We start from the raw sequence: 13,320 nt of genomic DNA, 5'->3' as shown, positions 1-13,320 counted from the left end.
TTATATTTTACTTTTAAACAGATAGTTACCAGACACAACCTCAACTTTAACCCGACCTTCTTTAACGTCTTCCAAAACTTTTAATCCTTTTGCATCTTTCAATGATTTACCTGATTCATAAATAGACGCTACGCTAGAAGTAGGTATATATATAACAGCTGTTGCATTGACTGGGATCGCTATCTCCCATTGAAAATCATTTTTTGTTTTTTTCCACTTTGAATCAATTTGCCCGTATAAACTTTGATATGTTGCATTAACAAAATTTAAATCACCAACTAGTTCTGGTTTCATTTCAATAGTTTGAAATGCATTTTCTTTAGATTTTATACCTGCCAAATTTTCATAGTACCACACCATGAGATCACCTAACATCATCACATGATTTTGAGAATTCATCTTAGGGTGTGCTGAATTTCCATTCCACAACTCCCAAATTGTCGTTGCTCCATTTTCAATCATATATCCCCAAGATGGATAGGTCTTTTTGGTAGCTAACTCATATGCAAGATCAGCCTGACCAATATCTGTGAGAGTACGCATTAACCATTGTACCCCAACCACACCTGTACTTAAGTGACCACTATGCACGACCTTAATAGTATTGATCATGTTATTAATTACACTACCTCTATTTTTAGCTTCCACTAAGCCAAAATTCACAGCTAAGATATTTTCAGTAAGCTTATTATCACCATAAAACCCTTTCTCATTATAAAACACGCTATTGAATGCATTTTTTATCTTTTCCGCCCTAGCACTAAAATTTTGTGTATCCTGGTGATTCCCTGTTAGCTTACTAAATTTCTCCATTAACCCTAGCAGATGATAATAATACGCTGTCGAAATAAGTGGACTAGGATACTTCTTGTCTGCAATCTTCCCTCTTCCCGCTTCTATAGATTCTGGTGGGAAACACCAGTCACCATAGCTATCTTTGCTGATTATTCCCTTTTCATTCGTATAATTAGAGTACATGTAATTCATCCATTTTCTCATTGCTGAATAGTGATGAGAAAGAATTCTTAAATCATTACTTTGCTCGTATAACATATCAGCAACAACTAAATATGTACCTGGCCAACTAATATTATCACTATAGTACCTCCAAAATGCTGGAGCAACATCAGATATAGATCCATCAGCTGTTTGTGAAAGACGAATATCTTCAAGCCATTTGTTATAAAAATTTAGATTATCAAACATAAATGACTCTCCATAAGCAGTCACTGTACGATCGCCCAACCAAGGCTGACGCTCATTTCTTTGTGGACAATCAATCGGCATACCTTTGTAGTTCGAAGCTGTTCCCCACCAAGCATTCTGATATATCTTATTTAATATAGAATTAGAGCTTTGGAATGATCCAATAGTTGCCAAATCATCATACACAAACCTTCCTACGAAATTCTTTGGGTCAACCAGACCTGAATAGTTAGTAAATTCTACATATCTAAAACCATGATACGTAAATGTCGGCTCCCACTCTTCAACTGAACCACCTTTGAGAATATAGGTGTCTGTAGATTTTGCATCTCTTAAATTATCTAGAAATAATTCACCATTATCTTGTAACGATTCGGCAAATTTCAATTTGACCTGTTCACCTGCATTCCCCGTGACTTTAAATTTTACCCAGCCTGAAAAATTTTGACCAAAGTCAACGATAAAACGTCCTTTCTCCTTTTGAATAATTTGCACAGGTTTAATATCCTGCATCACTTTCATGAAGCTATTTATCTGCGCTTCATATTTGCCTGATGGCTGTTGGACGTACAATGCTTTTGACCATTTAGAATCATCATAACCAACCCTTGTCCAACCGACTAATTCTTTTCTAGCATCGTACTCCTCACCATCATATTCATTATTTGCTGTAATAGGGCCATCTGTAGTACCTTTCCAAGAGTCATCAGAACGTATCACTTGTGTCGATCCATCTTCATAGGTTACAAAAATCTGCATTTGCATCTTCGGAAATCCAAATGATTTGACCTTATACGGCTTTGATTGCCTCATAGCATAAAACCGACCATTTCCCAACACAACACCAATGGCGTTATCGCCTTGTTGCAAATTTGACGTCACATCAAATGCATTGTATTTAATATTTTGAGAGTAATCAGTTGGAGTTGGGGCTAGTACTTGGTCACCTATTTTATTTCCATTGATATACATTTCATAGAGACCAAGTCCCATAATGTAAGCAACAGCCTTTTTAACCTTTTTAGAAGTTTGAAATTCTTTTCGAAAATATCTAGCTGCGAGCTTACCTTCAGTCTGATTATCACTTGAAAGATAACCATCAAATCCGATCCATCGATTATACCAATCCTTGTAGATGAGCAATCCGACAGTCCAATTGGCAGGTTCAGACCATCCTGATTCCCCGAAATTGGTTTTAATTTTAACCTTCCAAAATACTTGCTTACGACTTCTCAACTTTTCGCCAGCATAATAAACTGAAATAGAATTTCTTGAAGATATATTTTTAGAATCCCATAAATCACCTATATTTCTATTCAATAACTCCAATGATGAAGCTACTAATACGTGATAAGACTCTTGAACAACACCACGCTGCTGACCTAGAATTTTCCAACTTAACCTTGGATTTTCTATATCAATGCTAATAGGATTTTCAATAAGTTCGCAGCGAAGATCATGAACAGTTATAGACTGAGACTTCGCTATAAAAACATTACATAGTATAATCCAAATAATCCCAATCTTTAACTTCATGAATCAAAATTTTAGTTAACCGAAAAATCAAAATATAATACCATATGCAAAGCACGAATAGGCTCTTTCTCGAAATCATAATACACATGATCCATCCCCATTGGTCCAGTTGTAGTAGGTTTTTGTGTTTTAGTGCCTATTGCTGAAATACCGTTCATGAATGAAATATCTCCAGAAGGGAATGTTGGCTCCATATTTTTCCAATTTGTATCCTTCTGTTCTTTAGGCGTAAACAATCTCAAAAAGACATCTTCCCTATCCGTAAAAACTCTGAAAGACTGATTCTCCATTATAAATTTAGCCCAATACATATTACTATGATATCCCTTGAATTCAGGATATTTAAAAGGAATCTCTCCTGTCGCTACATCGTTATAATCTTTCTTCCACACATCAAACTTATTACCCTTCATGCGGTTTTTCCATACCCTGTAAGGACCACGTCCCATATATTCTATCCCTTTTAATTGAGACTCAGGAAAAGAAAAATTAACTCCTACAAAACGGGTAAAATAAGCCTCTGGAAAATATTGCACCTGCATCTTTAACTGACCGGAAGCAAACACTTCCCAACGTAAAGTATTATAGCTAGATTTTCTATCAAAAGTAGATTCTATGATTACTTTGTCCTCTAATCGAGTAAGAGTGAAATTTTTAAAATTATTTACTCCTTTTTCAATAATAGGTCCATTACCTAAAGGCAAAAGGCCTTTAGAATTTTGTACTTCTTGTAATAAACCAGAAATTTTATTAAACTTATACTGTATATTATTCGCTGATATAGTATAAAATAATGCATCTTCAGTAACATTTACTGTAGACGAATTTGCTTTAACTAAGAATTTTTGAGTAACACGTTCAGGTAAAGAAATAGGATAACTCCAAGTATAAATTTCATTTTTAAATGGATCTTTTGCCGTTATATATAAAACATCATAAGTATACCAATTCGATGGCAAATCAACTTTCAGCTGTCCCCAATCATATGGCTTAATATCAGGCGAACTAATATCACCCTTGTAGTTAGTTAAGTTTTCACCATATTCACCCAATTTCCTAAGTTCATATTGAAAAGAACACTGCTTCGTATTTGTAAATGAATACCGGTTTTCAATCCTAAAATTACCTTCAAATTCTTTAGTCATTTCACGTTTCTCAAAAAAGATTGGACTCCATACTTCTTTGATTGTGTAATAACTACCTTCCTTTTCATAATATGGCCCTACTATCCCGTCAGCCCCGTGATTACCGTCTGTGTCTATTACATCTCCTTTATCCTTACGCACTATTCCCTGGTCTTGAAAATCCCATAAAAAGCCCCCTGCGGACAATGGGTTTGCCCACATTGCATTCCAATAATCTTCAAGCCCAGCTCCATGACCTCCGTCAAACATACCATGTAAAAATTCAGTAGGCATGACAATATTATGGCCGTGATCATAGCTTCCTATACCGTAGTTATACTCACGATAATGTGTCGTTTCAAACCCTCCATATACTGCCCAAGGGTGTATCAATGGACGTTTTTGAATATCCTGATCAAAAAAGATATAATCTAATTCTGTATTATGCCCTCCCTCATTACCATTAGCCCAAAATATAATGGAAGTATAATTTTCAGACACCAGCATCATTTCTTTCAAAAGTGTTGAGCCTACTGTTGTGTCATAATAGCCGTGCCATCCTGCTAACTCGTTCATCACATACAAGCCTAAAGAATCACATGCTTCCAAAAAATGATTATCTGGAGGATAATGAGCCATACGAACAGCATTCATATTCATATCTTTCATGAGTGAAACATCATGGTAGCTTATCTTTTCACTCGTAGTCCTGCCTGACTCTGGATGAAAACTATGTCGATTTACACCTTTAAACTTTATTTTAGATCCATTAATATAAACACCATCTCTTTGTTTGACTTCAATAGTTCTAAAACCGAATTTCTGTTGTTGCTGATGAATCACTTTTCCTTTATTAAAAAGTGTGAAACGAGCAGTATAACGATTTGGAAATTCCGCTGACCACAGTTTAGGATTATCAAATTGGAGATTAAACCAAGTTGAGTCTACTGAAATAATTTGTTTCAAGGATTTGCCATAAGGTTTTCCTTGTTGATCAAATAGTTCTACCATTAGCTCATCCGCTTGTCCTTCTTTCAAGATTCTGCTTCTGAACTCACCATTTGCCTTTGCGTCAATAGAAATTCTAGAAATATAAGATTTCGGTAAATATTCTAAATATACAGGTCGATATATCCCACCTAAAATCCAATAATCAGCCTCCCTTTCTGCGGCATTCACAGATGTATTAGCAGAATGTTTGGCAACTTTTACCTCTAGAACATTCTTTTGACCATATTTAAGAAGGTTCGAAATATCGTATTTAAATACATAAAAAGATCCTTGGTGAATAGCTCCTGCCAGTTTTCCATTAATTTTGACTTCAGTATCAGTCATTGATCCCTCAAAGACAATATTCACCACTTTACCTTTCCAAGATTTATCTACTTGAAATGAATGTTTATATTCACCAAACTCTTTTGAAATTGTTTCCTTTTTATCAAAACCATAGTTATAATTACCGAAACCTTGTAATTCCCAATTGGATGGAACCTGAATTTTCGACCAGACACCTGCTTTCATTCCAGCAGAGACTTTAAAATCCCACAATACTCCGTCGTCTTTACCCTTTCCGGATAAATATTTAATTTCAGTTTGTTGGGCTATAACTTGTTTTTGAAATAAAACAAGAACTATAAGACTAAGTATTCTAATAAATTTAGTAATCATGACTAATTAATCTTCTCTGCTTTAAAATTCAACAATCTATAACTAGCTTCACTAATTGGTGTACCTGGATTAGAAACATCAAAATCTTGATCTGTCGGGGTATCAGCATTCGGAAAAGTTCTACTTTCACCGGTTCTGAAACTTACACGCGAAATTTCGTGTACTGGCTGGAAAAATAAACGCGTGCCCTTATCCGCACCATTAATTTTTAGTTTATACGATCTAGTGTTAACATTTATATCTAACGTGATTACGTATTTTTCGCCAATCTTATATTCTTGTACAGAAGCATTTCTATAACCCGCCTTATTTTTGATAAAGCCATCTTGATCAAATGTCAAACGTCCAGCAGCTTGACCTTTTGCATTTAAAAACTCTATCTGAAGTTGACCTTTATCTATCTGATTTGCAAGTATTGTAAATGAAACATTTAAAACCTTACTTTCTGGAATTACACGTTCTGCCTTTGCATAGTCATATTTATCTTTATCGCGCAATATTAGAGCACCATTTTCTAATTTGACAGAAGCCCAAAGTGGACTATAAATATTCCATTTACTAAATGCTGCTTCGCCATCAACTGAAAAATCTTCAGAAACATTATCCGCTTCAATAGATGTAACCGGCACAGGCACTTTAGCCACCCACATATCTTCCTTATTCATACTATAGGTTAGCCACATGCTATTATCTATTGGCTTACCATTTTCTGAAGTGATACCACGAACATACTGTGGACCATAAGATTTATAATTACCACCATAACGCATGGTAGATATCTCTCCATTTACCAACAATAGATCTGTATAAGTCAATCCATCTTTACTTGTGGATATTGCCAAAGGCCATCTAAACTCTGATGGGTTATACACTGTTGCAAAATTTCCGTCAGAAGTACCTTGTCCCCAAATTTTGGCATTACTATTTACAAAACCTGGCGCTCGCAATGGAGTATAACTCCAAGATTTACCATTATCTTTACTAATTGATGTTAAAGCATGTTTCCACAACCCTACAACACTTCCATTAGCCAAATGGTAGTAAGAGAAAGCTTTGATAGGTCTATTAAATGGGATCAACGGATCATCTCGATCAGCTTCTTCAACCCACTGTTGCATAACAAGTGGATCTGCCATCATTTCATTACAAGCTTTAATAAACTCCTTATCTTTACTTTTAGTATATAGCGGATATTCTGCTTTGTATTTTGCAAATGAAGAATTCATTCGAATAAAATATATAGGACCTAAAGAACCGTCTTTATATATCTCACGAACGACCCTACCTATTCCATTACCATCATTGGGATCATCTTTTTTGTCTAATGCCACTCCATAATAACCTATCGTGAGAAGTCTACCACTCTTAGATGTATAAAAGCCCATGCGTTGATGCATTATGGCGTACAAGTCGTTACCGGCTTTATCCGTTCTATCAGGTTTAGTGAATCCTTCAGGAACTTTGTAAGGTGGAAAAACAACTATTGGCTCTCCCCACTTGTATCCGTCTTTCGAACTTTGAAGAAACGTTTTGCCTTCAGCCATATGTTCACCAACAGGGTTACCAAGGAATTGTACAAAGTATGTATTATTCCAAAATGCCATAAAGGGTTGGTGATTATATGTAAAATTATTCCCTCCTGCTAAATCTGGATGTTCTCTATTTGCACGAAATATTTGAATATTGTGTGTTCCTACGGCTGGGCTTAATTGCCCATGATGATAATCTACATTAGATAGCGTATTTCCTACATATCTAACCGTATCTTGCGCTTCAACACAAGAAACAGCAATTAACATACCTGCTAATATATTGTACTTCAAACTCATATTTACTTCTTTTGCTCTTGCTTCAATAAATTATTCAAATGCTTTTTGGAAGCTTTGAATATCGTTCCATGCTTATGTCCTGTTGGTATTTTAATTTTGTCATTTATATTTTCAAAGGTTTTGAAATCCTTCGTGGATACGGCTTCATAAGATTTGTTCCCATAGGAATCAAAGTATATTAGCCACTTGTCCTTCACCTTTACAACTGAAGGCCCTTCTGTTAAAAAACCTGAAAATGGAGCTGTTATATTATTAAATGGCCCTAAAGGATTATCTCCTGTTGCAACTTTTAAATTTCTATTTGGACGTGTATTATCTTTTAAAACCAATGCATACTCATCTTTTCTTTGCTTGACGATAACTGCGTCAATCACACTAAATCCTGGTTCATAGTAAATTTTGGTATCAGAAAAATTCACAAAGTCATTCGTTTGGGTATAGTACATCCTATGATTATTAATTTCCTCTTCTACTCCTTTTTCATATCTATACGGAATGGTAGATGCCCATATAATAGTAAACTGATGTTTTTCTGAATCATAATATAATTCGGGAGCCCAAGCATTAATTGTTTTAGGTTCATGAGCCATTACTGGGATTTCCTTAGTATTTTCCCAATTCACTAAATCTTTAGATGAAGCATAACCGATACTACTTTCCGATTTCCAAGCAATTGTCCACACAAGATGATAGACTCCATTTTTATCTCGAACCATCGATGGATCACGCATAATTTTTTGTTTTCCAACCACAGGTTTTAGATATATATTTTGCAATGTATCCCACTGATAGCCGTCGTAACTATACAAAAAGCGTAAACCTTCATCGGCAGGCTCTCGAAACGACGTGAACATGTAAACATCCTTCTGACAAGAAGTAAATAAGCTTACGAAGAATAAAAGAATTATATTTTTCTTGAGTATAATCATTGTTAATATGCATTAATCAAACTATGCTTTATCTAAAATTAAAACCCAATCATTTCCATCCTTATGCTCTCCTTGGGGTTTAAAGATTTGAATTCCTTTATTCTCCAATTCTCCAATTATAATAGTTTCACCAGTTCTGGGATTAAACCAAGAAGCTTTAACTTTATCTCCTTTTAATTTTCCCATGATTATTTTCATTTCTCTTCCACTATAATTATATATAAAAGCATAATCATCTGTTCTAGTAGCTATTAATCTATCATAGCGTTCTCCATTTTCAGCAATAATAGTTTGGTCAGGAATTCTATCAAAATAATTACCTCTTGACAACATAAGATTCTTTAAATAAATCATTTGAGAAGCTCCAGCTGCATTTAAACCTTCAGTCCATAACATTGACGAACCATAAGCAGAGGTGGTATCCTTGGCAGAATGCATTTGCATTACAGAATTCTGACCGTACGTATACCCAAAAGCACCTGCAAACACTGACCAATACCCATATCGACGTACATCCTTATCTACCCAACGGATTTCTTTCACATCATGTAATCCTTGTGGGATACCTTCATACGATGGTTCTCCATCAATTGTTGGTTTAGTAGGCTTCAAGTTCCAATCCACCTCCATGAATCTCCAATTGTCCTCACCGTAATGCTTGACCTCATTGCTTGATGTATCTTGATCATAACGTCTATGCCCAGATTGCACCATATTAAAGTCTAACCACGATTCATTATGAAACCAATCGGAAGAAGCTGTACGACCACGTGGATGATATGTCATAAGTTGTTTTGGTGAAATACCTTTAATAGCTGGTCCAATTTCTTTCCATACAGCTATAGAATCAGATCCCTTAATATCGCCACCATTCAACCAAATAATATTGTTTTTATCTTTCCAACGATCTGCTAGAAATGAGGCAAATAGCCTTGCTTGCTCTGGGCTTACTAATCCATTTTTCACATTAGTTCCCCACACAGGAACTAAAGCCATGTAAATTCCCTTTGCAGCAGCACGATCTATCATGTAGTCGATGTGATCCCAATAATCATATTGCTCTGGATTATTGGGATCATTCCCCTCAGTAATAAAAGGTTTTGATATATCACTATTCACAATGGAAGAATCTCCGTAAATATTAACAGAAGGGACTGTATGTAAAACCATAGCTTGTATCACATTGAATCCTTTCTTTTTACGATCCTCCAAATAAACTTCAGCTTCTTCACGATCCAACTTATTGAACAATAACCACCCTGTATCTCCTAACCAGAAAAAAGGTTTACCATCTTCAGTCATCATATATCTCCCATTTTCACTAATTTTTAGTGCAGGAGTTTCATTGTTAGGTATTGAACTTTCACAACTTAAAAGAGCACCTAGTGCTAGAGAGGAATAAAATAACTTACTTAATATTTTCATAGTTAGATTGTTTACTTTTAATGATTATCTTTTCTTTAACCATATTACCCTTGATTGATTACTATCAGGGAATAGTTTACCTTTTTTACCTAAGTTAATTTTTCCAATAGTTGACAACTCCCCACTATTACTATCAATAGTTGTGATTTCGAAAGTTCCTTTATAACTAGGTAATATATCTTTGATCTGATTTATTGTTGCTCCGAATAATATAGCCCCTTCTTTACTTTCGAGCATTTTAACATTGTCAACTTGCTTCGGAAGCATAGTTGCTGCAGCCTTAAAGAAATCTTCATTATTGATCTTGGGCAAATTAGCCATTGATCCCCCAGCCATAAATACAGCCCAAGCATTTGAAGGATAATTATCCCCGTGATAAACTACTACTTTATCTGGGTGGGCATTTCTATATTCTAAAACAGCACGATACACTTGATCAAAAGCTGTTTTCTTAGGCTTTAATAAACGTGCATGTTGGCGAGGGGCTAAATGCTGACCTCCTGTTGGAGAATATGCTGTTCCATCGGCTTGATAATGCCAATATCTGATATCTATAATTTGAATCTCCTGAGACCTAGATTTATCATTTAATATAGCATCTTGAACATCCTTAGTAGTACTTAGAGCGACTATAACTTGTCTAGAAGTCTCTTTTTTCCACTCTTTTATTACATCAATCCAAAATTCCACAAAATGAAGTGGACCTGTATATTCGGCACTTATTAATTGAATAACATTACTATTATCCTTAAAATTGTCTAAACACTTTCGTATATATGCACGATGTAATTCACGTCGAACAGGATTATTAATATCATAAAATTGTTCATCCATGAATATTCTCTTATCACCAGCATAGTGAACAGGCTCTGGAAAACCTACATTATTGATATTATTTGCTGTCCGCCAAGGGAAATCTGTATAATGAGCCCCGGCCTCCAAAATATTATGTTGAAAATACTGTTGATGCATTAACAATAAACCCTGTTGATCTGCTAGGTTTGCAAACTCCTGAAGACGATTCCAATAAAAATGATTATAACGGGTCAAGTCATATTTAGAAAGTCCATCATAAGCTACCCCCTGCCCACTTCTGGCAAATGGTAACTCATAAAATGGAGGCCATACTTCATTGTTAATTCTTCGTGTTCGCTCATGGTCATCTCTTCGTCTATCATACCATAATCCGTAGTTATGATCAATAGACAAAACATTATTTTTAACCATTTCATTCGCCATTTTACTCAAATCATCCGTCAACCCCAATCCCATTTCACCAGGAACAAATCGTGTAATATGTGGTTTTGCTTTTACAGCCCCATAAGGTCTAGAACTTCCTGACCACCACTGCACATCTATTTTACCCCCTGTCATGACTTTATTTGACGCTATTAGCCATCCGTTTTTAATCGACATAAGTGATAAAGGCGAGGTAGTGCTTACACTTTTATCTACTTGCTTTTCATCTATCCATAATCCATCAAAACTTACATTCAAAGGATTAATATTAATTTCTTGGTATATAAAATCATCCAAATTCGATCCTGTAGCGTATGCAGCAGCTGTTAATGCCTTAGCTTGTTCTATAGACGGACTACTAGTACCTCCAGAATCAATCGGTTTAAACTTTGTGCGTGAATTAGCTACATCTCCTATTCGTGATTGCAATTGAGCATAATATAAACTTCTCGGTTTAATATGTTCGTTTGACATATCCCAATAACCATTACCTTGAAACTGGGCCCACACACCAAAGGCCCAGTTCATAGCAGTAGATGGTTGATAACACTCTACTAAAGCAGCACTACTCTGCCATATCATCGAATTAGCAGCTGTCCATCCAGCCCCATTTCCATCTTGTCCTCTATTTTTTAAACTTATAGCTTGATTATCAATCAAAACATTATCAAACAAAACACCTGTAGCCCAACTATCTATAGCTCCACTAAAATTGTGTGAATCATATGCATGGCATTGCACAAAAGCATTAGGACCAGCTGCCATAAAGCCAGTTGAAAAATCATGATATCCCCCTTCAGAATAGCAACGTTGAAATAATGTTTGTTGACCTTTTGTATGAAAAGTATAGCGTCTTTGTCCTCCGATTTCGGAGATCGGAGATCTTGAGATACAATCTTCGACTGTGACACGAGATGATGAGGAAAGTAAATAAACTGCTGATCCAGCAAAATGCTTAAATTCTATTCTACGAACCCATATATCCCTTGCATTTTCTACACTAATAGCCATCCATCTATGATCTTCATCTTTTTGATTAGTAGTATCATATTCAGAGATTACTTTTAAATTTTCTACCCCAATATTCTCTACACGTCCGGTCCATTCATATTTTTGAACATGACTTTCAGCAAATGTTTTTTCAAGCGCATTAGTTAATGGGGCATCTACCTCCAATTCGTTTCCATTAATAGCTACAACCCTACGATCCCACACTATATCTCGCTGCCCAACTTTCCAACCAATCGCTGTAATACCTCCACCAAAATGATGTGTACCCAACGCATTAATCCATTTCATACTTGATGGTCTAGTAATAACAATTTGATCACCAACTTTAATTTTCGCACCTTGAGTTACACGTATTTTATTTGTCCCAACAGGAACATAATAATTCTCTATATTAACCTTATTATCAAAAATTTTATTATCATTACCTATAATTTTAATTAAAGTATTTCTACTCTTTCCTGCACCTACAATTATAGTTCCCTTAGCATCTATTCCCGCTCCCCTTAAAACCACTCCTGATGTATGTAAATTTAGTGTTCCGAACACTTTGTATGTGCCTTTAGAGAGCTGTACAGCTCCTCTAAATCCACTTTTATCTAACGGAAGTTTCGACACATAATCAATTGCATATTGAATCAATTGTGTTGCATCATCCATTATTATAGGTACAGATACTTTTGTCGCAATAAAGGGAATTTCAGATTCACCAGCTTTAAATCCAGCAAATGAAAAATCAGGGATCCTATTACCTAATGAGTCTGGAATAATTGAAATTTTATCTTCTTTAATTTGTAAAGGTTTATTCTGCTGTCCATTTGCATAATTTATGCAACATAAAATGTATACACCTATTTTCAAGGTAAATGATTTTAAAAACATATTTTTTGCTACAGAAATAATTTGCTTCCTTAACATGAATAAATTGGTTATAACTAAAAATGGAATCTAGTAATATCTATCGCCACACCTAGCATATACAAACATAATTTAATTAACCATTTATGTTATATATGTTATTTTCTGTGTAATGTATTATCTTACCCATATCGATAGATATATTTACAATGGGAAAATGCGGCTTCAAATGTATTTACAAGAACTTAACATTACTTAATGTTTAGAAATGTAATGCAAACTAAAAAGTAGAAATAGTATAATTTTACAGGTCTTATTTAATATCATAGGTTTGGCAATTAGACTCATAAAATACTAAAACATTTACAAATCAAAACGATTTAATTTTATAAATGCATAAAAAAAGAATGGTTCCACAATTCTATTAGTATACTTCGCAGTATAGATAATAAAAATAGGAACCATTACTAAGGGATACCAATAAACCTATTTTAAACC

The 13,320-nt window shown here is 34.9% G+C and carries 6 protein-coding genes; all 6 read right to left on the bottom strand.

Features of this window, described 5'->3' with window-relative positions:
• Genes IPZ78_RS06030 through IPZ78_RS06005 form a run of 6 tightly spaced genes read right to left on the bottom strand, consistent with a single transcriptional unit; the run spans nucleotide 1 to nucleotide 12,882 of the window.
• The gene (locus IPZ78_RS06030; RefSeq protein WP_225552096.1) at nucleotides 1-2,742 is read right to left on the bottom strand and encodes an alpha-L-rhamnosidase; all 2,742 of its coding nucleotides are present in this window, start codon (nucleotides 2,740-2,742) and stop codon (nucleotides 1-3) included.
• Nucleotides 2,743-2,753: 11 nt separating this feature from the next.
• Nucleotides 2,754-5,534 (bottom strand): glycoside hydrolase family 2 TIM barrel-domain containing protein, encoded by a 2,781-nt coding sequence (locus IPZ78_RS06025; RefSeq protein WP_225552095.1) that lies wholly within the window; start codon nucleotides 5,532-5,534, stop codon nucleotides 2,754-2,756.
• Between the two features lie 2 nt (nucleotides 5,535-5,536).
• On the bottom strand, nucleotides 5,537-7,363 hold the full coding sequence (locus IPZ78_RS06020; protein ID WP_225552094.1) for an exo-alpha-sialidase: 1,827 nt from the start codon (nucleotides 7,361-7,363) through the stop codon (nucleotides 5,537-5,539).
• Between the two features lie 2 nt (nucleotides 7,364-7,365).
• Complete coding sequence (locus IPZ78_RS06015) at nucleotides 7,366-8,292, bottom strand: glycoside hydrolase family 43 protein (RefSeq protein ID WP_225552093.1); 927 nt, start codon at nucleotides 8,290-8,292, stop codon at nucleotides 7,366-7,368.
• Nucleotides 8,293-8,313: 21 nt separating this feature from the next.
• Nucleotides 8,314-9,717: a glycoside hydrolase family 140 protein gene (locus IPZ78_RS06010; protein WP_225552092.1), complete on the bottom strand. Its 1,404-nt coding sequence runs from the start codon at nucleotides 9,715-9,717 to the stop codon at nucleotides 8,314-8,316.
• Between the two features lie 24 nt (nucleotides 9,718-9,741).
• Nucleotides 9,742-12,882 (bottom strand): DUF6298 domain-containing protein, encoded by a 3,141-nt coding sequence (locus IPZ78_RS06005; RefSeq protein WP_225552091.1) that lies wholly within the window; start codon nucleotides 12,880-12,882, stop codon nucleotides 9,742-9,744.
• Nucleotides 12,883-13,320 lie beyond the last annotated feature (438 nt).

Source organism: Sphingobacterium bovistauri, from assembly GCF_020295405.1.
In the GTDB taxonomy this organism is placed as follows: Bacteria; Bacteroidota; Bacteroidia; order Sphingobacteriales; family Sphingobacteriaceae; genus Sphingobacterium; species Sphingobacterium bovistauri.
Note: the sequence above shows the minus strand (reverse complement) of the source record. Positions and strands in the feature narration are given on the sequence as shown.

What these genes read in the sequence shown, in the direction of transcription:
- IPZ78_RS06030 (WP_225552096.1), bottom strand. Translation starts at nt 2,742, where the DNA reads ATGAAGTTAAAGATTGGGATTATTTGGATTATACTATGTAATGTTTTT.
- IPZ78_RS06025 (WP_225552095.1), bottom strand. Translation starts at nt 5,534, where the DNA reads ATGATTACTAAATTTATTAGAATACTTAGTCTTATAGTTCTTGTTTTA.
- IPZ78_RS06020 (WP_225552094.1), bottom strand. Translation starts at nt 7,363, where the DNA reads ATGAGTTTGAAGTACAATATATTAGCAGGTATGTTAATTGCTGTTTCT.
- IPZ78_RS06015 (WP_225552093.1), bottom strand. Translation starts at nt 8,292, where the DNA reads ATGATTATACTCAAGAAAAATATAATTCTTTTATTCTTCGTAAGCTTA.
- IPZ78_RS06010 (WP_225552092.1), bottom strand. Translation starts at nt 9,717, where the DNA reads ATGAAAATATTAAGTAAGTTATTTTATTCCTCTCTAGCACTAGGTGCT.
- IPZ78_RS06005 (WP_225552091.1), bottom strand. Translation starts at nt 12,882, where the DNA reads ATGTTAAGGAAGCAAATTATTTCTGTAGCAAAAAATATGTTTTTAAAA.